The sequence below is a fragment of the Streptomyces turgidiscabies Car8 genome (assembly GCF_000331005.1).
In the GTDB taxonomy this organism is placed as follows: domain Bacteria; phylum Actinomycetota; class Actinomycetes; order Streptomycetales; family Streptomycetaceae; genus Streptomyces; species Streptomyces turgidiscabies.
Genome location: NZ_AEJB01000285.1, coordinates 14,198 through 36,304, shown reverse-complemented (window position 1 = coordinate 36,304; position 22,107 = coordinate 14,198). Strand labels below are relative to the sequence as shown.

The window sequence follows — 22,107 nt, the reverse complement described above, 5'->3', positions numbered from 1 at the left end:
CCTGCGGTACATCCTGAAGAAGGCCGTCGGCCTCAGCAGGGCCGAGGAGCCCGAGGTGACGCGGCTGCGCAGCAGGCTGATGCTGGAGGTCCCGGCGGTCCGCTCCCGCATGATCGAGAGCATGTCCGAAACCGGGCGCCTCCTCTGCCGCGTCATCGCGGAGCGCACCGGCCGCGACCCCGCCGACCTGGAGGTCCGCGTCTACGCCATGTCCCTGATCGGCGGCCTGGCCGAGATCACCGTCTACTGGGCGCAGAACGACTTCAGGGACAGCCTCCCCGACCTGGTGGACCGAGCGGTGAACGTCTTCGAACAGGGCTTGCCGACCCTACGCTGACCTGCGGTGCTTCGGCGTTGGTTCATGTCGTCCGGGATCTGAGGACGAGGCCCCTCCAGCCCAGGCCGTGTTTCCCACCCACCCACCCGTTTACTGCATCTCTCCAGCCCAGGCCGACACCCTTCCAGCGCAGGACCGCATTTTCAGCCCGTCCGGCGTTTGAGGACAAGGCCCCTTCAGGGCCGAAAGGGGGGTCTGGGGGCGCAGCCCCCAGGAACGGGATGGGACGGGTAGGGGCGGCGGGGGCGAAACAACCCACCACCCCCCTCAGCACTCACCCCAACAACGCCACCAACTCAGGAATCTCCTGCGTGGCATACCAGAGCAGCTCATGATCCTCAGCCCCGTCCACGGTGAACTGCGCATCGTCATCCCCCCGATCCGCCGCCCCCAACGCCGCCGCGGCCGCCGCGACATCCCCCTCCGCGTCCCCGGCGTCGACATGCACAGCCGCAGCCTTCCCCAACGACACGGGCCCCCCGACCCGCACCTCACCCAGCGCCCCCGGATCGAGCCCCCGGTCGGGGTCGGCGACAGCCATCCCGTCCGCGACCTCCAGGGCGACGACCACACGCCGACGCATCACCTCCGGCTGCATCGCGAGCAACCGCAACGACGCGAGCGCGGCCCGATTCAGCGCCGAGTACTCGAGTTCCTCGATGTCGTCGGACAGATACCACTCACGCAACGCGGGCGTGACGGCGTACGCGACGAACCGCCCCACCCCCAGCTCACCCGTCTTGTACGCCTCGGCAAGGCCGGGGAGGGTCAGGGGGACGTAGACGCGCATGACTGACCGCTTTCGTAGTTCGTAGAAGGCGTTTCCGACGACCCGGGAAGACCCTCAGGATACGTCGCGGCGTCCCCTTTCGAGTCCCCGCTCACGCCCCTCCGAACGTCAACCGAGCTCCTCGAAATTCACCCTGCCCGCGCCCCCCACCAGGTCTTTACCGTCCGAGAACCACCCTGATAAGTGAACCTCCAGCCCCCTCCGCCCGCAGCCCACCTCTCCTTGCACACGGCCGGTTACTCCCCGTACAAGATCCCCACCAGAAAGTTACTGCCCGGTACTCATCCGGGCCGCGAGAACGGGGACATTCCATGAACAAGGTGATGACAAGGACGGTCCGCCGCACCCCGTCCCACCCGCCGGTGCGCAGGGACACCCGCCGCCCCGGCAGCACCCCGCACCGCACCACCCCGGGCGGGGGCACCCCTCGTACCCCCCTCCCCCTGGCCTCCACCCCCACCGAAACCCGCCACCCGGAACCCCGAGTCCCCGCCCAGGGCCCGCGACAGGGGCAGCACCCGGAACAGCACAGGACGCCCACCCGCCCCCTCCAGAACCCCGCCCAGCCCCGCCAGGCGCCCTCCCAGCTGCCCCAGACTCTCCCCCAGCCCCAACCCACCGACCTCTTCGCCGACCGCCTCCTGGCCGTCCTGAGCGGCGAACGCCCCGTCCACAGCATGCTCCGCCACACCGTGGGCCGCGCCTACGACGAACTGGCCCGGCTCGCGGAGCGCGGCCCCCTGCGCACCCGCGGCACCCGCCCCGTGGTCCGCGACGTCGGCTACTACGAGCCCAGCCAGGGCGCCCTGGAGGCCTTCGCCCGCATCGGCGCCGGCGACCAGCTTCGCGCGATGGCCTTCCGCCTGGAGCTGGGCCGGGACTTCCGCTGGCGCTGTACGGCGGTGGAACTGGGCGGCCCCCGAAGGCCGCACACAGCGGACGACTAGCCACCGCAAACCGAAGGGCCGGCCACCCTCGCAGGAGGATGCCCGGCCCTTGGAACAACTCGTCAGCGACAACCCGCAGTCACTGGCGCACTACCACTACCACTACCACTTCCCCTGCAACTGCTTACTTCTTACGGCGCCGCCCGCTCTTCTGCTTGCGCCGCTCGGCGCGGGTGAGGCCGTCCGCCTCGGACCGCACCTCGTCGTCGTCCCCGACGAGGTCGCCCTCGACGATGCCGCCCTCGCCGTCAACGGACGGCGCGGAGAAGTGCAGCCGGTCCGGCCGCTGCGGAGCGTCGAGACCCTTGGCGCGGATCTCGGGCCGGGAGTTGGCACTCGCCTGCGCCGGCACCGAGTCCTCGGCGCCCTTGTCCAGGGACGGCCTGCTGTCCGCGACCGGGACCTCCTCGACCTGCTGTTCGACCTGGACCTCCAGGTTGAACAGGTAGCCGACGGACTCCTCCTTGATGCCCTCCATCATGGCGGTGAACATGTCGAAGCCCTCGCGCTGGTACTCGACCAGCGGGTCCTTCTGCGCCATGGCGCGCAGGCCGATGCCCTCCTGGAGGTAGTCCATCTCGTAGAGGTGCTCGCGCCACTTGCGGTCGAGGACCGACAGAACGACCCGGCGCTCCAGCTCACGCATGATCTCGGAGCCGAGCTGCTCCTCACGCGACGCGTACTGGTCGTGGATGTCGTCCTTGATCGACTCGGAGATGAACTCGGCGGTCAGCCCGGCCCGGTCGCCGGCCGCTTCCTCCAGCTCGTCGACAGTGACCTTCACCGGGTAGAGCTGCTTGAAAGCACCCCACAGCCGGTCCACGTCCCATTCCTCGGCGAAGCCTTCGGCGGTCTCCGCGGCGATGTACGCGTCGATGGTGTCGTCCATGAAGTGCTGGACCTGCTCGTGCAGGTCCTCGCCCTCCAGGACGCGGCGCCGCTCGCCGTAGATGACCTCGCGCTGCCGGTTGAGGACCTCGTCGTACTTGAGGACGTTCTTGCGGGTCTCGAAGTTCTGCGTCTCGACCTGCGACTGCGCGGAGGCGATGGCACGGGTGACCATCTTGTTCTCGATCGGTACGTCGTCCGGAACGTTCGCCATCGACATGACGCGCTCGACCATCTGGGCCTTGAAGAGCCGCATCAGATCGTCACCGAGGGAGAGGTAGAACCTCGACTCACCGGGGTCGCCCTGGCGTCCGGAACGACCGCGCAGCTGGTTGTCGATACGCCGGGACTCGTGCCGCTCGGTACCGAGGACGTAGAGCCCGCCGAGGTCCTTGACCTCCTCGAACTCCGCCTTCACAGCCTTCTCGGCCCGCTCCAGGGCGGCCGGCAGGGCCGCTGCCCACTCCTCGATGTGCTCCTCGGGGTCGAGGCCGCGCTGCCGCAGCTCCGCCTCGGCGAGGTCGTCGGGGTTGCCGCCGAGCTTGATGTCCGTACCACGGCCGGCCATGTTGGTCGCGACCGTGACGGCACCCTTGCGGCCGGCCTGGGCGACGATGGTCGCCTCCCGGTCGTGCTGCTTGGCGTTCAGCACCTCGTGCTGGATGCCGCGCTTCGAGAGCTGCTGCGACAGGTACTCGGACTTCTCCACCGAGGTCGTGCCGACGAGGATCGGCTGACCCTTCTCGTGCTTCTCGGCGATGTCGTCGACGACCGCCTCGAACTTGGCGACCTCGGTGCGGTAGATCAGGTCGGACTGGTCCTTGCGGACCATGTCGCGGTTGGTCGGGATCGGGACGACACCGAGCTTGTAGATCTGGTGGAACTCGGCGGCCTCGGTCATGGCCGTACCGGTCATGCCGGAGAGCTTGGAGTAGAGGCGGAAGAAGTTCTGAAGGGTGATGGTCGCCAGGGTCTGGTTCTCGTCCTTGATGTCCACCCCTTCCTTCGCCTCGATCGCCTGGTGCATGCCCTCGTTGTAGCGGCGGCCGGCGAGGATACGGCCGGTGTGCTCGTCGACGATCATGACTTCGCCGTCGATGACGACGTAGTCCTTGTCGTTCTTGAAGAGCTCCTTGGCCTTGATGGCGTTGTTCAGGTAGCCCACCAGCGGCGTGTTCACCGACTCGTACAGGTTGTCGATGCCGAGCCAGTCCTCGACCTTGGCGACACCCGACTCGTGGATGGCGACGGTGCGCTTCTTCTCGTCGACGTCGTAGTCGCCGGTCTCCTCGATGCCCTTGAGGGGGTTGCCCGTCTCACCGCGCTTGAGGCGCGTGACCAGCTTGGCGAAGTCGCCGTACCACTTGGTGGCCTGGTCGGCGGGGCCGGAGATGATCAGCGGCGTACGGGCCTCGTCGATGAGAATCGAGTCGACCTCGTCGACCACCGCGAAGTTGTGGCCCCGCTGGACGAGTTCGTCCTGGGACCACGCCATGTTGTCGCGCAGGTAGTCGAAGCCGAACTCGTTGTTCGTGCCGTACGTGATGTCGCAGGCGTACTGCTCGCGGCGCTGGGCCGGCGTCATGTTGGCCAGGATGCAGCCGACGGTCAGGCCCAGGAACTTGTGGACGCGGCCCATCATTTCGGAGTCGCGCTCGGCCAGGTAGTCGTTGACCGTGATGAGGTGAACGCCGTCTCCGGAGAGGGCGTTCAGGTACGTGGGCAGCGTGCCGACCAGGGTCTTGCCCTCACCGGTCTTCATCTCGGCGACATAGCCGAGGTGCAACGCGGCACCGCCCATGATCTGGACGTCGTAGTGGCGCTGGCCGAGGGCCCGCTTGGCCGCCTCGCGCACGGTGGCGAAGGCCTCGGGCAACAGGTCGTCCAGACTCTCACCGTCGGCGTACCGCTGCTTGTACTCATCGGTGAGGGCCCGCAGCTCGGCGTCGGAGAGGTCGACGAAGTCCTCTTCGATGGAGTTGACCTGGTCCGCGATGCGGTGCAGCTTGCGCAGGATTTTGCCTTCGCCTGCACGCATGATCTTCGAGAGGACGGACACGGGGGTTGGTCTCCTTGCCGGTCGGGCCGGGACGGTCGGTTTTCATTGTCTTAACTGAGCAACGGCCATCGTATGCGAGGACCCCGCCAAGCCGGGAGGTCTGCCGACGGGACAGCCATAAGGAGAACGGCCGCGAGTCACGGATGGTGCCGCGTCCCACCCATGAATTGCACGAATTGTGATCACGAACTCACGCACAGCAAAAGGGATGGCGCCCTCATCCCGCCCCGAGCAGAATCGGCCGATGGACCCCGTCACTCTCACCACCGACCGTCTGCTCCTGCGCACGGTCGGCCCCCACGACACGGACGCCGTGTACGCCGCGGTGCAGGACGCCGACATCCAGCGCTGGACGACGATCCCGTCGCCCTACCTCCCCGAACACGCCCATGGCTTCACCTCCCAGCTGGTGCCCGACGGCTGGGCGGACGGCTCGATGTTCACGTTCGGCGTCTTCCTCCCCGAAGGGGAGGAACTGGTGGGCATGCTCGCCCTGACCATGCGCTCCCTGGGAGTGGCCGAGGTCGGCTTCTGGGCCGACAAGGCCCACCGGGGCAACGGCTACATCACAGAGGCCACGATCACCGCGTCCCGCTGGGCCTTCACCGACATGTCGGTGGACCGCGTGGAGTGGCGGGCCGAAGTAGGCAACACGGCGTCCCGGACAGCGGCGGAACGAGCCGGCTTCACCATGGAGGGCACCCTGCGCTCAGCGATCAACAACAAGGGAGTACGCCGGGACTGCTGGGTAGCCTCCCTACTCCCCTCAGACCTGAGCCTCCCCTCCTCGGCCCCCTACCTCCCAGCCCCCGACGCCTGAGGACAGGTCCCGCCTTCCAGCCCGCCCGGCACATCTCAGCGCAGGCCCGCACTTCCAGCCCGTCCGGCGCTCGGGGGGCGAGGACCGCACTTCCAGCCCACCGGCACCTGAGACCAAGGCCCGCCCCCTCAGCCCGTCCGGCGTTTGAGGACAAGGCCCGTTCAGGGCCGGAGGGGGGTCTGGGGGCGCAGCCCCAGGAACGGGATGGGACGGGTAGGGGCGGCGGGGGCGAACTCCCTCCCCACCCCAACCCCCAGCTCACCCCCACTGTCAGTCCCACCCCGTCTTGTGCATAGGCAGGAGGGGCGGCCCGGGCCACCCCACCACCCCCCACACCACCCTCTCCGCCGACGAAGCCCGCCGCATCGCCCTACGCGCACAGGGCTTCCTCGGCACCCCCAACCGCAAGGCAGCCGTCCGCGGCATCCTCCGCCACCTCGGCGCGGTCCAGCTCGACACGATCTCCGTACTCGCCCGCTCCCACGAACTCATCCCGTACGCCCGCCTGGGCGCCATACCGCGCAAGAAGATCGAAGACGCCTACTGGAACCCGGCGCAGGCGAACCCCCACGCCTTCGAGTACTGGTCCCACGCCGCCTGCATCCTCCCCGTGGAGGAGTGGCCCCACTTCGCCTTCCGCCGCCGCGCCTACCGCTCCCGCCCCCAGTGGAACCACGACCTCCCGCCCGGCGTCTACGACCAGGTCATCGAACAGCTCCGCACGCAGGGCCCCCTCACGGCAACGGAGTTGGGCGGCGCGAAGCGCACCAGCGAATGGTGGGACTGGTCCGGCACCAAGGTCGCCGTCGAACGCGCCCTGATGTACGGCGAGGTGGTGTGCGTGGAGCGCCGAGGCTGGAAGCGGGTGTACGACCTGGCCGAGCGCGCCATCCCCGCCACGTTGCTGCACGACGAGCTGGACGACGCCGAATGCCTGCGCCGCCTCGTCGGCCTCGCGGGCCAGTCCCTGGGCGTCGGCACCCGCGCGGACATCGCCGACTACCACCGTCTGAAGGCGGAGCAGGTCGACGCGGTGATCGCGGACTCGGGCCTGGTTCCCGTCACGGTCGAAGGCTGGGGCAAACCGGCCTGGGCCGACCCGGCAGCCCTGGAGACACCGGTACGAGGCCGCCACCGCACGACCCTGCTCTCCCCGTTCGACTCCCTGATCTGGGAACGGGCACGCACGGAACGGATCTTCGGTTTCACGCACCGCCTGGAGGCCTACGTCCCCAAGCCGAAGCGCGTGCACGGCTACTTCGCGATGCCGGTCCTCGCCGGCGGCCACCTCGTCGGAAGAGTGGACCCCGCCCGCGAGGGCAGCACCCTGGTGGCCAGGCAGGTCACCCTGAACGGCCCGAAGGCGGTCCCGGCGGTGGCTCAGGCCCTGCTGGAGGCGGCAAGCTGGGTGAACTGCACGAACGTGCGAGTGGAACGGGTGGACGCCCCGGACCTACGCGCCCCCCTCACCAGGGAACTGACCCAGGCCCTCGCCTAACCGCGACCGGCTGCCCCGCCCTGCGATCTCGCTGCGATCTCCCTACGACCGATCGCTCTACCGGATCTCGAGGATCTTCTCCCGCATCGCGTAAACCACCGCCTCCATCCTGGAGTGCAGCTGCAGCTTCTCCAGGATGTTGCGCACATGGTTCTTCACGGTGTTCTCGGAGATGAACAACTCCTTGGCGATGTCACGGTTGTTCATACCGGTGGCGACCAGCTTCAGTACTTCCAGCTCGCGCTCCGTGAGCCGGGGCGCCGGCACCAGTCGCCGCTCGTCCGTCCGCTGGATCATCGACTTGAATTCGGTGAGGAGTTTCGACGCCATCGAGGGGCTGATCTGCGACTGCCCGTCGGCCACCGCACGAATGGCCGTGGCCACCTCGTCCGTGGAGATCTCCTTGAGGAGATAGCCGGTCGCACCCGCCTTGATCGCCTCGTACAGATCGGCTTCCTCATCGCTGATCGTCAGCATGATGATCTTGGCGCTGGGCGCGACCTCCTTGATGGAGGTGCACGCCTCGATCCCACCGCGCTTCGGCATCCGTACGTCCATCAGGACGATGTCGGGCAGCAGGTCGGCCGCCTTGTCGACAGCCTCCGCACCGTCCCCGGCCTCGCCGACGACCTGGATGTCCTCCTCGGCCGCGAGCACGATCTCCAGTCCACGGCGGAAGAGCGCGTGGTCGTCGACGACAAGAACCCTGATCGGCTCCTTGCGCGAGGTACCCGCGTCCGAGCCCGTGCCGGTGACGCCGTCGTCGGCATCCTCGACCCGCATCGGTCCGAAGCTGTCCGCCATCGTTCCTCCCCCTGAAGGCTGTGGCCTGTGGTCCTGTGCCATCGCCAACCCAAGGCAACGGCCCACCGGTTGGACCGTTGCGGCCATGATTCCATGCCCGGGCGACAGTGCGGTGACGGAGCGGGCCCCGAAGGGGTCGCACACGGGTGCCCCTGGGGGCGCACACAAGCGCTCCAGGGGCACCCGCTCGGCTGTCACCGGGGGCGGTCAACCGCCCAGCGTGCCACCCGCCGCGGGGGAGTGCGTCTCCTGGTGGGCGACCATCGGGTCCGTGTTGAGGTGGATCACGCCGTAGTCGTAGGCGTGCCGCCGGTAGACGACACTCGGTTCCTTGGTCTCGGAGTCGACGAACAGGTAGAAGTCGTGCCCGACCAGTTCCATCTCGTAGAGAGCCTGGTCAAGCGTCATCGGGGAGGCGACGTGGGTCTTCTCGCGGACGATGAGGGGGCCTTCGCCCTTCACTTCCAGCGAGCCGATCCTCTTGACGGGCACGCCGTCCGCGTCTTCCTCGTGGACGGGGTGACCGTTACCGTTCAGCGTTGCCGCGTCCGGGACGTGGTCGGCGACCTCGGCGGCTGTCAGCCGGCCGGCGCCTCGGCGGGTGTAACGCTTGTCGTGCTGCTTGCGCAGCCGGGCCTCGAGCTTGTCCGCAGCGAGGTCGAGTGCCGCGTACGGGTCGCTTGCCGCTGCTTCCGCCCGGATCACCGGACCGCGGGAGTGGAGCGTGATCTCCACTCGGTCGGAGCGGTCGGCCTGCCGGGGGTTGGGCTCCTTGGACACCTCTACGTCGAGGCTGATCACCTTGCCGTCGAGCTTCTGGATTCTGTCCAGCTTCAGCTTCTCGGCGACGTGCTTCCGGAACCGCTCGGGCACCTCGGTCTTGCGTCCCTTGACGACGATGTCCACGCAGAACTCCGTTCCCGGATCGCTCCGCTTCAGTGGCGAAGCGTCTCCCTTTCGCACCAGGCTCCGGTGTGCTCCGGAACCTCGGACTCGGTGACTTCCACCTCCTCCTCCCCCATGGGCAAGATCCCCACGCGGCAGGCCGGGGTGATTAAGCAAAACCCGCAGCACGGCATTCGGATTTTCGAGGTGTGGCCTGCGGCTTTCCCTCACAACCGAACATATCTCGCCCGGACGGATGTCGTCACCCTCTACTGCCGCGTACCTCCGTTCCAGTTAATTGGCCCTCTCACTACCTGCAACGATGCAAGTTCACGGTCAGTTCCGGTTTATTTCGAAAGAATCAGGCGTCGCCGCGACCACGGCCGCGCAGATCATGCCTCCGAAGGTGTCAGGCGCCACTATTGCCGACACTCCTGGCCTCCGCTCCACATCCGCAAGCGCATCCCCAGCCGTGACTCCTGTGCACCGCTGCACTCTGCCTTCCCGTCCCGCTTCCGAGTACACGGCATTTCTCAGTCCTCTCACGATTCCCACCGCTCCCGCCCGTTCCGCCCCGGCCGCCACCGCCGTCTCCCCGTACCCGACCGCCTCCCGTACGGCACGGGCGGCCTCGGCCAGCGAGGCTCCCGTCGTCATCAGGTCGTCGACCAGGACGACCGCACCCGCACCGGCCAGCAGCCGCCCGCCCCCGGCGACCACGCTCAGGGCGCCCGCGAGATTGTCCAGCCGCTCCCGGGAGTTGAGGCCCGCCTGATCGGCCACCGCACGCCGCTGCCGCAGCACCGCCAGCACCCGGGCCGGCGTACCGGACGCGCGCAGCTCACCCGCCGCGGCGAGCGCGATACGCCGAGCCGGATCGTGCCCCCGGGCCCGCACAGCCCGGCTCGCGGACGGCACGGGGACGAGCAGCACGCCCGTACCATCGCGCAGGGCCCCGGCCGGCCCCGCCCGCACAGCTCCCGCCAGCGCCGTCCCGAGCGGCCCCGCGAGTGCCAGCGCACCCCTTTCCTTGTGCGCGAGGAGTACCGCGCGCACCTCGTCCGCGTACCGGACCGCCGCGTGCACCACCGGCAGCCCGAGCGGCTCCGGCACCGGTCGCACCCTGCTGGACGCGGCCCCGCCCAGAGCGGCACGGCACTCCGGGCAGAGCACCGTGCGAGGCCGTCCGCAGCCCCCGCACTCGGCCGGCAGCACCAGGTCGCCGAGATCCTGCCACCAGCCCCGCATGCCCACCACTGTGCCAACAACGGCGCCACCCGGCCACCCCTGTGGAAAACGCCCTGTGGACAACTCCACGCGCCCCGCGGGACAGCACCCGATAACACCGACGGCCCGCCGGATGTCCGACGAGCCGTCCCCTTCACCGCCCCAAAAGCCGGCGCCTCACCCCGGATAGACCGGAGCCGACCCCTCCTTGACCAGCTTCTGCCACTTGGACCCGGACAGCAGCCGCACGATCCCGTCCTCCTCCGAGTACGCCACCAGCGGCAGCCGCTCGTCCTCGGACGCGGCGATGCTCTTCACCCCGGTCAGCGCGGCGGGCGCCGACCCCACCGGAGTCGAGCCGTCGACCTGCACGTACCCCATCTGCTGCACGCCGCCCTGCTCACGCCCCACCACCACGAGCCGACTGTCGCCGGCCCACGACATGGCGGTGACCTCCTCCAACTGCGGTGTCACGGAGTGCAGTTCGAGGACCGACACCACCGACTGCACCCCGGCCCGCTGTCCCTTGGTCTCCTTCGCCGCCGCCTTCTCCTGAGCCGACCCGCCCGACGTCCGCGCCGGCCGCTCGTCCCGCTCGATCCGCCCGATGTACAGGGACCGCAGACCGTCCTTCTCCACGATGAGCGCGATCCGCACCCCGTCGGCAGCCACCCGTACCGCTTCGATACGCCCGTCGAGCCCCGGCGTCCGCACCTCCAGCGGCTCGCCCGCGCCCTTCTCCAGGAACAGCAGCCGGGGCTTCTTGGGGTTGCGGTCGGCCACCCACAGGTCACCGTCACCGTCCCAGCTGGGTGTCGTCAGACGGTCGGCCTTGGCGGCGCCCTGGCTGGTCAGCACGGGCTCGCCGAGCGACCCGCCGGACACCAACGACCCGACGTACAGCGAGGTCCCGTCCAGCGAGACCCCGGCCGCGCTGTCCTCGTCGCGCGAGACCGCCGCGGACCGCAGCTGCTTCTCGCCCTCACCGAGCGCACCCGGCACCGGCGTGACGTCGGCGGCCGCTTCGAGGCTGTCGCCCGCCACGCGTACGAGGCGGTGCTTGTCGTCGATGAAGTACTGGAACTCGGGGTGCTCCACCACACCGCGCGCGGCGACGGTCTCGGCCTGGTCCTTGCGCAGGACGCACAGCTGGCTGCCGTCGGCGCGCTGCAGTGCGACCTCGTCGACCCCCGTGGGGGTCAGGTCCTGCAGCGTGTAGAGGAGTTGGGCGGCCATCTCGGTGCACTTGGCGGACCCGGCCCGGCTCGCCTTGTCGTTGAGCGGCACCGTCAAACGGTTCTGGTCGTCGGGGGTCAGCGAGGTGACCCCCTTCCTGAGCGCCGTGCCGGTGGGGAAACTCGACCTGACGACCGGTCCCAGCCAGCGCGAGGGCCCCGCCAGCAGCGAACTCACCGTCTGCGTCATCGGGTCGACCTTCTTGCGGACGTAGACCGGATCGGCGACGGACACGGGCTGCCCGTTCGACTCCGTCGGCGTGTTCGACGCAAAGTAGTACTTATTGACGGCCGTGTAGTTGCGCAGGAAGTCCGACTTGCCCATGACGATGCCCTGCGGCAGGTCGTCGATGCGCCACTGCCCGCTCTTCTTCTCACGCGTCAGGTGCAGCGTCTCCCGGTACTGCCCATTGGCGGGTTCGTACGACTGCCGGGAGTCCAGCGTGGCGAACCTGCCGCCGGTCAGCGTGGCCGCGTAGTCGTCGGTGTCGTCCCGGGTGCCCGCGGGGACGGGATCCGCTGTGGGCCCGCCGTCCAGCACCGTGGTCGACGCGTCGGGCCGCCAGGTCTTCACGGCACGTGCCGTCAGGTACTTGAGCGCGGTCTCATAGTGCGGATCGTCGCTGGTCAGCGCCTCAAGGAAGCCCTGGACGATCTGTCCGGGCGGTGCGTTCTCGTGGGGCGCCAGGGCGAAGACCCGTACCTGGGCGTCCTGCCGAGGCGTGGACTCGACTCCGCGCAGATCCCCGCTGTCGGGCATCGAGGCGCATCCGGCCAGCAGTACGGCGCCACAGGCGGCGTACACCACCGCGCGAACCGTTTCCCGCCGCCGACCGTCCCGCTCGCGGTCAGGGCCCACGAAATGCCTCCCCTTGTTCATCCACCCGCTCCGACCCGGCATCCGAGGACACCCCGTCCGAGGACTGCGACTCCGTACCGGACATGCCGTCCCACCGCGCACCGCCGACCGGGCGCGGCACCACGCGGGAGCCGTTGCCGGGCAGGGCCGTGGGGTCCGCGGTAGGGGCGACCGCGGTGAGCCGCGGCGCTATCGGCCGCTGTTCGGCCGCCGCCGCCCGCACCGGCACCGTGGCCAGCTTGTCGCCGCCGGCGTGCGGCAGACCCGCGTCGTTGAGTCCCCGATGGCGCCGGGAGTCCTTGGGCTCCAGCGGTATCGGTGAGCCCCGCAGGGGCTCGTCGGCGGTACGTGGCAGCGTCATCCGGAACTGCGAACCGCCGCCCGGCTCACCCCACGCCTGCAGCCAGCCACCGTGCAGCCGGGCGTCCTCCAGCGCGATGGACAGGCCGAGACCCGTACCGCCGGTGGTACGCGCGCGTGCCGGGTCGGCCCGCCAGAAACGGCTGAACACCCGGGTCGCCTCGCCGGGCTTGAGCCCGACCCCGTAGTCCCGTACAGCCACCGCGACCGCACCGCCCGCGGCGGCCAGCTTCACCACGACGTCCTTGCCCTCACCGTGCTCCACGGCGTTGACCACGAGGTTGCGCAGCACCCGCTCCACGCGCCGCGCGTCGGCCTCCGCCACCACGGGCTGCTGGTCGCCGACGACCCGTACCGTCGTCCCCTTGCGCTCGGCCAGCGGCGCGGCACCGCTCACCACCCGCCGTACGACCTCCCTGAGGTCTATCGGTTCGGCCTCCAGCGCCGCCGCGCCCGCGTCGAACCGGCTGATCTCCAGCAGGTCCGCGAGCAGCGTCTCGAACCGGTCCAGCTGATCGGCGAGCAGTTCGGCCGACCGCGCGGTCACCGGATCGAAGTCCACGCGCGCGTCATGGATGACATCGGCGGCCATCCGTACGGTCGTCAGGGGCGTCCGCAGTTCGTGCGACACGTCGGACACGAACCGTCGCTGCATCCGCGACAGCTCCTCCAGCTGCTGGATCTTCAGCTGAAGGTTCTGCGCCATCTTGTTGAAGGCCTCGCCGAGCCGCGCGATGTCGTCCTCGCCGGTGACCTTCATCCGCTCCTGCAGCCGCCCTGCGGACAGCCGCTCGGCGATCCCCGCCGCCATCCGCACCGGCGTCACGACCTGCCGAACCACAAGCCAGGCGATGGCTCCCAGGAGTACGACGACGAACAGTCCGGCCGTCGCCAGCGTCCCCTTGACGAGGCTCAGTGACTTCTCCTCCTGGGTGAGCGGGAAGAGGTAGTACAGCTGGTACGGGTCCCCGTTCGGGTCGTCGACCTGCTTGCCGATGACCAGCGCGGGCTGCGACTCACTGCCGTTGGTGTAGATGATGCGGGTGTAGCTCTGGGCCATCATGGCGCTGCTGTCGGCCCGCGCGCGCAGCGCGTCGGGCACACTCGCCGTCGGGTCGACCCCGCCGGAGGCACGCGGCCCACGCCCGCTGCCACCGTCGTCGCCCGCCGGACCGACCGGGAGCGTCACGACGTCGAAGGCACCCTGGCCGCCGCTGGAGAGGGACTCCACCAGGTCACTCATCCACGGGATGAGGGTCTGCGCGGGGCGGCCGCCCGTGCCGGAACCGTCGTCCCCACTGGTGCTGGCCGCCGTGTCCGCGTTCTGCTTGGCCGCCGCGAACCCGCCCGCGGCCTGACTCTGCGACGCCTTCACCTTGGCGTCCAGGAGCCCGTTGCGCACCTGCCCGATGACGACGAAGCCGAGCAGCAGCACGACACCGAGCGACATCAGCAGCGTCGTGGCGACGACCTTGAGCTGGATGTTGCGCCGCCACAGCCGCATGACGGGCAGCAGCGGCCGGCGCACCCAGCGCATGAACAACCGGAGGACCGGGCTGCCCTGGACACCGCCCTGGAGCAGCCCGCCCTCGAAGAACTGCCGCCAGCCGGAGCCGGCCCTGCTCACCCTCTGCCGCCCGACAGGCCGCCCCGCACGCCCCCCGGAACGCCCGGGGGGCGAAGCGGCACTGTCACCGGACACGTCAGCTCGGTCCTGCCTTGTAACCGACGCCACGGACGGTCACCACGATCTCCGGCCGCTCCGGGTCCTTCTCGACCTTCGAGCGCAGCCGCTGCACATGAACGTTCACCAGCCGGGTGTCCGCCGCGTGGCGGTACCCCCAGACCTGCTCCAGGAGCACCTCACGCGTGAACACCTGCCACGGCTTGCGCGCGAGCGCGACCAGCAGATCGAACTCCAGAGGCGTCAGCGCGATCGACTGCCCGTCCCGCTTCACGGAGTGACCGGCGACATCGATGAGGAGGTCGCCTATGGCCAACTGCTCGGGCGCCGGCTCTTCCGACCTGCGCAGCCGCGCCCGGATCCTGGCGACCAGCTCCTTCGGCTTGAACGGCTTCACGATGTAGTCGTCGGCACCCGACTCCAGGCCCACGACGACGTCGACGGTGTCGCTCTTGGCCGTGAGCATCACGATCGGCACCCCGGACTCCGCCCTGATCAGGCGGCACACCTCGATACCGTCCCGACCGGGAAGCATCAGGTCCAGGAGCACCAGATCGGGCTTGGACTCACGGAAAGCGGCCAGCGCCTTGTCGCCGTCAGCTACGAAAGACGGCTCAAAACCTTCACCACGCAACACAATGCCGAGCATCTCGGCCAGTGCGGTGTCGTCATCGACGACAAGGACTCGTCCCTTCATAAACGACATCATCCCATTAACTAAATCGTTACCTGTCGTGACCTGTCACACAGCTCTACCAGCGCCTCAGCCGTCACAGGCGAAACAACGCCCGCTTCGGTGACGATCGCCGTCACCAACTCGGGAGGCGTCACATCGAACGCCGGGTTGTACGCCTGAGTCCCCAAGGGTGCCACCGGAATCCCCCCTCCCGCCTCCGCTCCCGGCACCGGCACCTGAGGCGCGGCGATCTCCGTCACCTCATGTCCGGCACGCTGTTCCACCTCTATGGACGCACCGTCGGGGGTGTCCGGATCCACCGTCGTCACCGGCGCCACCACGATGAACGGCACGTGGTGGTACCGGGCCAGCACGGCGAGCGGATAGCTCCCCACCTTGTTCGCCACCGAACCGTCGGCCGCGATCCGATCGGCACCGATCAGTACCGCGTCCACCTCCCCTGCGGCGAACAGAGAGCCCGCCGCGTTGTCCGTGAGCAAGGTGTACGCCATTCCGCTGCGCGCCGCCTCATACGCCGTCAGGCGAGCACCTTGCAGCAACGGACGCGTTTCGTCCACCCAGAGCCTGCGCAGCCGCCCCGCCCGGTGCGCCGCCAACGCCACCGCGAACGCCGTCCCCTCACCGCCCGACACCAGCGAACCGGTGTTGCAGTGCGTGAGCACCCGGTGCCCGCCGCCGGGCAGCAGCTCGTCCAGCAGCGCCAGCCCGTGCACCGCCATCCGCGCGCTGGCCTCGGCGTCCTCCCTGTGCAGCACCCGCGCCGCGACCAGCGCCGCCCCGGCCGCCTGCTCCCGGTCACCGCTCCTGGCGAGCTCCGCCCGGTACGCGTCCCGTGCCCTGCGCACCCCGACAGCGAGGTTGACGGCGGTGGGCCGGGCCTGCGCCAGCCCGACGGCAGCCTCGTCCACGTCGAAGCCCCGCACGGCGGCGAGCGCGACACCGTACGCCCCCGCGATACCGAGCAGCGGCGCCCCGCGCACGGCCAGCGAACGGATCGCCGCCACCAGCGCGGGTGCGTCCGTACAGACCAGCTCGACCTCCTCCGCCGGGAGTCTCGTCTGGTCGAGAAGGACCAGCACCGGGCCCTCGGGAGGTTCCTCCCAACGGATCGCCGGTATCTCGGTGGGCCGGTTGTCCTCGCGGGATTGCGCGTACTGATCAGCCATCCGTCCAGTCTGCCCCCTGTCCCTCGGACAATTGAAGGAGTCCAGCCCATACAGGGGGCTGATCTCCCGCACGCTCCCCATGACACGATGGCTGCCAACCTGCCGCGAACGCGGACGGGCACCGTGAAGGAGCGACGATGAACGACACTCCGGGCTGGGCCTCGCCCGGATCCGCCCCCTCCGAAGGGCAGCAGCCCGGCGCGTCCGCCCCCGCCGACCGCCCCGGTCCCGCGGAACCCGCGGACCAGCCGCTCCCCGACCCGACCGGCTCCGGCCCGAAGTGGTCCAAGGAACAGCCGCCACCCGCCCAGTGGTCCGCGCCCACCGGCCCCCAGAGCCCCGGTCAGACCCCGCCGCCGCCGCCTCCCGGCCCGGGCTGGGGCGGCGGCCAACCCCCCGGCGGATACGGCCCGCCCGGCGGCCACCCCGGCTGGGGAGGCAACTGGGGCGGTCCCCCGCCCGCGGCCAAGCCCGGAGTGATCCCGCTGCGCCCCCTCGGTGTCGGCGAGATCCTCGACGGAGCCGTCTCCACCATGCGCGCCTACTGGCGCACCGTGCTGGGCATCTCGCTCACCGTCGCGATCATCACGGAGATCGTCGCCGTCCTCGTCCAGGGGTTCTTCCTGGACGACAGCACGAGCGTCGACGCCCTCGACAGCTCCAGCGCTAGCCTCGACGAGGTCGGCCGCGCCATGGGAAACGCGCTGCTCGGCTCCGGCGTCATCTTCGTGATCTCCCTGATCGGCACCGTCATCGCGACGGCCCTGCTCACATCGGTGACCAGCCGCGCCGTGCTCGGCAAGCCGGTCACCATCGGCGAGGCCTGGCGGGACGCCCGCCCGCAGATCCCGAAGCTCTTCGGCCTCATCTTCCTGCTGCTGCTCACCGTCGTCGCGGTCCTCACCGTCGGCGTCGCACCCGGCGTCATCGTGGCCGTGACCGCTTCGGAGAGCGGCGGAGTGGCACTCGCCGTGCTGGGGGGCTTCGGCGCGAGCGTCGTCGCGCTGTGGCTGATGATCCGCTTCTCCCTGGCCTCGCCGGCTCTGATGCTGGAGAAGCAGAGCATCGTGAAGTCGATCAGCCGTTCCGCGAAGCTCGTCCGCGGCTCCTGGTGGCGGGTCTTCGGCATCCAGCTGCTCGCCTCGATCATCGCGGGAATCGTCGCGGGCATCGTCGTCCTGCCGTTCACCTTCATCGCCGGAGCCCTCACCGGAGACGGCATCAGCGGCGTCCTCGACGGCACGGGCAGCGTCGGCTGGACGTTCCTCGTCGTCAGCGGCATCGGCTCGGTGATCGGCTCCATGATCACCTTCCCCATCACCGCGGGCGTGACCGTGCTCCTGTACATCGACCAGCGCATCCGCCGCGAGGCCCTCGACCTCGACCTGGCCCGCGCCGCAGGCGTACAGAACAACGGCTCCGGCGCCCCGGGCGCCACCCCGGGGAGCTGATGCGGTGAGCCTGACGGGGGGATTCCTCACCACGGTGCCGGCCCTGCCGCCCACCGCCGAAGCAGCCGTACGAGCACTGCTGCGCGCCGGCGACACCGCCGTACTGTCACTGGCGGCCGACGACCCGCCCGTGACGATCCCGCGTGACCCCGCGCGCGAAGCGGCCCGACGCGAGCTGTCCAAGCGCATGTACCACGAGAACGACCCCGGCCTGTTCCAACGGGCCATGGACGCCTTCTGGGACTGGCTCGACAAGGTGTTCAACGCCGCCTCGACCGCGACCCCCGGAGGACTGGTCGGACTCGTGGTCGTCCTCCTGGCCGTCGCCGCCGTGATCGGCGCCCTGTGGTGGCGTCTCGGCAGCCCACGCACCGGCCCCACCTCGGCCGCCGCGCTCTTCGACGACCGCCCCCGCAGCGCCGCCGAACACCGCGCCGCCGCCGAGGCGCACGCCGCCCAGGGCCACTGGAACCAGGCCGTCCAGGAGCGCATGCGCGCCGTCGTCCGCTCCCTGGAGGAACGCGCGCTCCTCGACGTCCGCCCCGGCCGCACCGCCGACGAGGCGGCCGCCGAAGCGGGCCGCACCCTGCCCGCGCACACCGACCGCCTGCGCACGGCGGCCCGCGACTTCGACGAGGTGACGTACGGCGGGCGCAACGCGACCCCCCAGATGTACCGCCGGCTCACCGAACTCGACGACGACCTGGAACGTACGAAACCGGCCCTCGCGAACATCAGCAGCACCCCCAGCACGGCCCCCGGGCCCCACCAGGGAGCCGCCGAGTGAGCATCGAGACCACGCCCCTCCCCGCCACCACGTCGACTTCGCCCACCGCCCGCCAGGTGTGGACCCGCGCGCGAGGCATCGTCCTCGGCGTCGTCCTCCTTCTCGTGGGCGCTCTCGCGCTCGCCGTGATCAACTCCGGCACCCGGCGCGGCGGCCTCGACCCCCGTTCGGCCGACCCCCGCGGCAGCCGTGCCGTCGCCGCGCTCCTCGCCGAACGAGGCGTGTCCACGCGCGTGGTCACCACCCTCGCCGAGGCGAGCACCGCGGCCGACGTGGACACGACCCTCCTGGTCGCCGCCCCGGACCTGCTGACCGACCGTCAGCAGCGACAACTGCACGCGGCGACGGGGAGTTCCGGCGCACGGACGATCCTGGTCGCCCCCAGCGGCCCGTCCGTCGAGACACTCGCCCCCGGTGTCACCGCCGACCGCGCGATCAGCTTCGACTCGAAGCTCTCCCCCGACTGCGACCTGCCCGCCGCCCAGCGCGCGGGCACCGCCGACACGGGTGGCTTCCGCTACGACACCACCGCCCCCGGCGCCGACGCGTGCTACCCGAGCAACGGCCTGCCCACTCTCGTACGCGTCCCCGCGCTCACCGGGAACGGCGACACCGTCGTCCTCGGCGCACCCGACATCCTGTACAACGATCGTCTCGACGAGCACGGAAACGCCTCGCTCGCCCTCCAACTGCTCGGTTCCCGCCCCCACCTGGTCTGGTACCTCCCCTCGCTCTCCGACGGCTCACGCACCGACTCCGGCGAGCGCAGCCTGTTCGACCTGCTCCCCTCGGGCTGGGGCTGGGGCACCCTGCAACTCTTCTTCGCCGCAGCCCTGGCCGCCTTCTGGCGGGCACGCCGATTCGGCCCCCTCGTACCCGAACGTCTCCCGGTGGCGATCCGCGCCTCCGAGACCATCGAAGGCCGCGCCCGCCTCTACCGCAAAACCAACGCCCGCGACCGCGCGGCAGGCGCTCTTCGCTCCACCACCCGCATTCGCCTCGCCCCCCTGGTAGGCGTCCCCGTACCCCAGGCACACGCGCCCGAGGCCCTGCTCCCCGCCCTGTCCGCCCACCTCCACGACCACGGAGACGGACAGTCCCTGCACTCCCTCCTCTTCGGCCCGCCGCCCCGCGACGACGCCGCTCTCGTCTCCCTCGCCGACCAACTCGACGCCCTCGAAAGAGAGGTACGCCGTCCATGATGGACCCGACCACTGACAACGCCGGGATCACCGGGAACCCGGACACCGCCCGGGCCTCCCTGGAAGCCCTGCGCGCCGAGATCGCCAAAGCCGTGGTCGGCCAGGACCCCGCCGTGACCGGCCTCGTCGTCGCCCTCCTCTGCCGCGGACACGTCCTCCTCGAAGGAGTCCCCGGAGTAGCCAAAACGCTGCTCGTCCGCGCCCTCGCGTCCGCCCTCGAACTCGACACCAAGCGCGTCCAGTTCACTCCGGACCTGATGCCGAGCGACATCACGGGCTCCCTCGTCTACGACACCCGCAGCGCGGAGTTCTCCTTCCAGCCGGGCCCGGTCTTCACCAACCTCCTCCTCGCGGACGAGATCAACCGGACGCCCCCGAAGACCCAGTCGTCCCTCCTCGAAGCCATGGAGGAACGCCAGGTCACGGTTGACGGCACCCCACGGCCCCTCCCCGACCCGTTCCTGGTCGCCGCGACCCAGAACCCGGTCGAGTACGAGGGCACCTATCCCCTCCCCGAAGCCCAGCTGGACCGTTTCCTCCTCAAGCTCACGATCCCTCTCCCCTCCCGTCAGGACGAGATCGACGTCCTGACCCGCCACGCCGAGGGCTTCGATCCGCGTGACCTGCGCGCCGCCGGCATACGCCCCGTGGCAGGCCCGGCCGACCTGGAAGCGGCCCGCACGGCCGTCGCCAAGACGACGATCTCCCCCGAGATCACCGCCTACGTGGTGGACATCTGCCGCGCCACCCGCGAATCCCCGTCCTTCACGCTCGGCGTCTCGCCCCGAGGCGCCACGGCCCTCCTCGCGACGTCCCGCGCCTGGGCCTGGCTGACGGGCCGCGACTACGTCATCCCCGACGACGTCAAGGCACTCGCCCTGCCCACCCTCCGCCACCGCGTGCAACTCCGCCCGGAGGCCGAGATGGAAGGCGTGACGGCCGATTCGGTCATCAACGCGATCCTCGCCCACGTCCCCGTCCCCCGCTGATGCCACTCACCGGCCGCGCCGCCCTCGTGGCGGCCCTGGGCTCGATCCCCGTCGGCATCTGGGGCCCGAGCTGGACGGGCTTCCTCGCCGTCAACGGCCCCCTGGCGATCGCCTGCGCCTGCGACTACGCCCTGGCCGCGCCAGTACGCCGCCTCGGCCTGAGCCGCTCCGGTGACACATCCGCACGCCTGGGCGAACCAGCGGACGTCACGCTCACCGTCACCAACCCTTCCGGCCGCCTGTTCCGCGCCCGTCTGCGCGACGCCTGGCCGCCCAGCAGCTGGCAGTCCGGCACCGAGGTGGAGGCCTCCCGCCACCGCCTGACGGTCCCCGCCGGCGAACGCCGCCGTGTCATCACCCGTCTACGTCCCACCCGCCGAGGCGACCGACAGGCCGACCGCGTCACGATCCGCTCGTACGGGCCTCTCGGTCTCTTCGCCCGCCAGGGCAGCCACCACGTTCTCTGGACGGTGCGCGTCCTCCCGCCTTTCACGAGCCGCAAGCACCTCCCCTCGAAGCTCGCCCGCCTGCGCGAACTCGACGGCCGCACCAGCGTCCTGACCCGAGGCGAAGGCACCGAATTCGACAGCCTGCGCGAGTACGTCCCCGGCGACGACACCCGTTCCATCGACTGGCGCGCCACAGCCCGCCAGACCACGGTCGCCGTACGCACCTGGCGCCCCGAACGCGACCGCCACATCCTCCTGGTCCTCGACACCGGCCGTACGTCGGCAGGCCGTGTGGGCGACGTCCCCCGCCTGGACGCCTCGATGGACGCGGCCCTCCTCCTGGCAGCCCTGGCCTCCCGCGCAGGCGACCGGGTGGACCTCCTCGCGTACGACCGCCGGGTCCGCGCCCTCGTCCAGGGCCGCGCCGCAGCCGACGTTCTCCCGTCCCTGGTCAACGCGATGGCCACCGTGGAACCCGAACTCCTCGAAACAGACGCCCGCGGCCTCGCAGCCGCCGCACTCCGTACGGCCCCCAGACGCTCCCTGATCGTCCTGCTCACCAGCCTCGACACGGCGCCCGTCGAAGAGGGCCTGCTCCCGGTCCTCCCTCAACTGACCCAGCGCCACACAGTCCTCCTGGCCGCGGTGGCAGACCCTCACATCGCGACCATGGCAACAGCCCGAGGAAACACGGACGCGGTGTACGAGGCCGCAGCTGCCGCCCAGGCACAGACGGAACGCCATCGAACCGCTGAACAACTCCGCCGCCACGGCGTGACTGTCGTCGACGCAACTCCGGATGCCCTGGCGCCGGCCCTGGCGGACGCATATCTGGCCCTGAAAGCTGCAGGACGCCTTTGAACGACTGAATGGTGTCTCTCCTGGCAGGAGAGACACCATTTTCAATCAGCTGTGAAACGTCTGAAAACGCAGAAAAGCCCCGGACCGGTATCCCGGTACGGGGCTTTTCGCA

18 protein-coding genes are annotated in these 22,107 nt (G+C 70.1%); 9 read left to right on the top strand and 9 right to left on the bottom strand.

Features of this window, described 5'->3' with window-relative positions; genetic code table 11:
* Positions 1-337: acyl-CoA-like ligand-binding transcription factor (locus STRTUCAR8_RS19100; RefSeq protein ID WP_044472460.1), on the top strand; the 337-nt coding region annotated here is incomplete at its 5' end.
* 274 nt (positions 338-611) lie between these two features.
* Here STRTUCAR8_RS19100 and STRTUCAR8_RS19095 read toward each other — a convergent pair.
* Positions 612-1,127 carry a DUF6912 family protein gene (locus STRTUCAR8_RS19095; RefSeq protein ID WP_006377452.1) on the bottom strand — a complete coding sequence of 172 codons (516 nt, stop codon included), beginning with the start codon at positions 1,125-1,127 and terminating at the stop codon, positions 612-614.
* 311 nt (positions 1,128-1,438) lie between these two features.
* Between STRTUCAR8_RS19095 and STRTUCAR8_RS19090 the strand changes: the two genes are divergently transcribed.
* Positions 1,439-2,074, top strand: coding sequence for an Rv3235 family protein (locus STRTUCAR8_RS19090; protein WP_006377465.1), 636 nt, complete (start codon positions 1,439-1,441; stop codon positions 2,072-2,074).
* Positions 2,075-2,198: 124 nt separating this feature from the next.
* Here the strand turns inward: STRTUCAR8_RS19090 and secA are convergent, their stop codons facing one another.
* Positions 2,199-5,021, bottom strand: coding sequence for a preprotein translocase subunit SecA (gene secA / locus STRTUCAR8_RS19085; RefSeq protein ID WP_006377469.1), 2,823 nt, complete (start codon positions 5,019-5,021; stop codon positions 2,199-2,201).
* 244 nt (positions 5,022-5,265) lie between these two features.
* On the opposite strand from secA, the gene STRTUCAR8_RS19080 reads away from it, so the two are divergent.
* Positions 5,266-5,841: a GNAT family N-acetyltransferase gene (locus STRTUCAR8_RS19080; protein WP_006377473.1), complete on the top strand. Its 576-nt coding sequence runs from the start codon at positions 5,266-5,268 to the stop codon at positions 5,839-5,841.
* A gap of 286 nt (positions 5,842-6,127) precedes the next feature.
* Positions 6,128-7,339, top strand: coding sequence for a winged helix-turn-helix domain-containing protein (locus STRTUCAR8_RS19075; protein ID WP_006377460.1), 1,212 nt, complete (start codon positions 6,128-6,130; stop codon positions 7,337-7,339).
* Between the two features lie 57 nt (positions 7,340-7,396).
* On the opposite strand, the gene STRTUCAR8_RS19070 is transcribed toward STRTUCAR8_RS19075, so the two are convergent.
* From STRTUCAR8_RS19070 to mtnA, 7 genes are all read right to left on the bottom strand, one after another.
* Positions 7,397-8,143 carry a response regulator gene (locus STRTUCAR8_RS19070; protein ID WP_006377453.1) on the bottom strand — a complete coding sequence of 249 codons (747 nt, stop codon included), beginning with the start codon at positions 8,141-8,143 and terminating at the stop codon, positions 7,397-7,399.
* A 207-nt stretch (positions 8,144-8,350) separates the two neighbouring features.
* The gene (hpf, locus tag STRTUCAR8_RS19065; RefSeq protein ID WP_006377448.1) at positions 8,351-9,049 is read right to left on the bottom strand and encodes a ribosome hibernation-promoting factor, HPF/YfiA family; all 699 of its coding nucleotides are present in this window, start codon (positions 9,047-9,049) and stop codon (positions 8,351-8,353) included.
* A gap of 315 nt (positions 9,050-9,364) precedes the next feature.
* Positions 9,365-10,276, bottom strand: a complete 912-nt coding sequence (locus STRTUCAR8_RS19060) for a ComF family protein (RefSeq protein WP_044472459.1) — start codon at positions 10,274-10,276, stop codon at positions 9,365-9,367.
* 156 nt (positions 10,277-10,432) lie between these two features.
* Entirely contained in the window at positions 10,433-12,349 is a 1,917-nt protein-coding gene (locus STRTUCAR8_RS19055; RefSeq protein ID WP_006377468.1) for an LpqB family beta-propeller domain-containing protein, read from the bottom strand.
* Positions 12,339-14,411 carry an MtrAB system histidine kinase MtrB gene (gene mtrB / locus STRTUCAR8_RS19050; protein WP_044472457.1) on the bottom strand — a complete coding sequence of 691 codons (2,073 nt, stop codon included), beginning with the start codon at positions 14,409-14,411 and terminating at the stop codon, positions 12,339-12,341. Before mtrB ends, STRTUCAR8_RS19055 begins: the two co-directional genes overlap by 11 nt.
* 1 nt (position 14,412) lies before the next feature.
* Positions 14,413-15,102, bottom strand: coding sequence for a two-component system response regulator MtrA (mtrA, locus tag STRTUCAR8_RS19045; RefSeq protein ID WP_189148219.1), 690 nt, complete (start codon positions 15,100-15,102; stop codon positions 14,413-14,415).
* Positions 15,103-15,110: 8 nt separating this feature from the next.
* Positions 15,111-16,256 carry an S-methyl-5-thioribose-1-phosphate isomerase gene (gene mtnA / locus STRTUCAR8_RS19040; RefSeq protein WP_006377455.1) on the bottom strand — a complete coding sequence of 382 codons (1,146 nt, stop codon included), beginning with the start codon at positions 16,254-16,256 and terminating at the stop codon, positions 15,111-15,113.
* A gap of 137 nt (positions 16,257-16,393) precedes the next feature.
* Here mtnA and STRTUCAR8_RS19035 point away from each other — a divergent pair, with 137 nt between their 5' ends.
* From STRTUCAR8_RS19035 to STRTUCAR8_RS19015, 5 genes are read left to right on the top strand one after another with little or no spacing between them, the layout of a single operon-like run.
* The gene (locus STRTUCAR8_RS19035; RefSeq protein WP_006377451.1) at positions 16,394-17,707 is read left to right on the top strand and encodes a DUF3824 domain-containing protein; all 1,314 of its coding nucleotides are present in this window, start codon (positions 16,394-16,396) and stop codon (positions 17,705-17,707) included.
* Positions 17,708-17,711: 4 nt separating this feature from the next.
* Positions 17,712-18,494 (top strand): DUF4129 domain-containing protein, encoded by a 783-nt coding sequence (locus tag STRTUCAR8_RS19030; protein ID WP_006377457.1) that lies wholly within the window; start codon positions 17,712-17,714, stop codon positions 18,492-18,494.
* Positions 18,491-19,696 (top strand): DUF4350 domain-containing protein, encoded by a 1,206-nt coding sequence (locus tag STRTUCAR8_RS19025; protein ID WP_006377461.1) that lies wholly within the window; start codon positions 18,491-18,493, stop codon positions 19,694-19,696. Before STRTUCAR8_RS19030 ends, STRTUCAR8_RS19025 begins: the two co-directional genes overlap by 4 nt.
* Complete coding sequence (locus tag STRTUCAR8_RS19020) at positions 19,696-20,685, top strand: AAA family ATPase (RefSeq protein ID WP_086025776.1); 990 nt, start codon at positions 19,696-19,698, stop codon at positions 20,683-20,685. The genes STRTUCAR8_RS19025 and STRTUCAR8_RS19020 overlap by 1 nt, the downstream gene beginning before the upstream one ends.
* A complete protein-coding gene (locus STRTUCAR8_RS19015; protein ID WP_006377471.1) occupies positions 20,685-21,995 on the top strand; it encodes a DUF58 domain-containing protein in 1,311 nt (436 codons plus the stop codon). Before STRTUCAR8_RS19020 ends, STRTUCAR8_RS19015 begins: the two co-directional genes overlap by 1 nt.
* Positions 21,996-22,107: the final 112 nt, after the last annotated feature.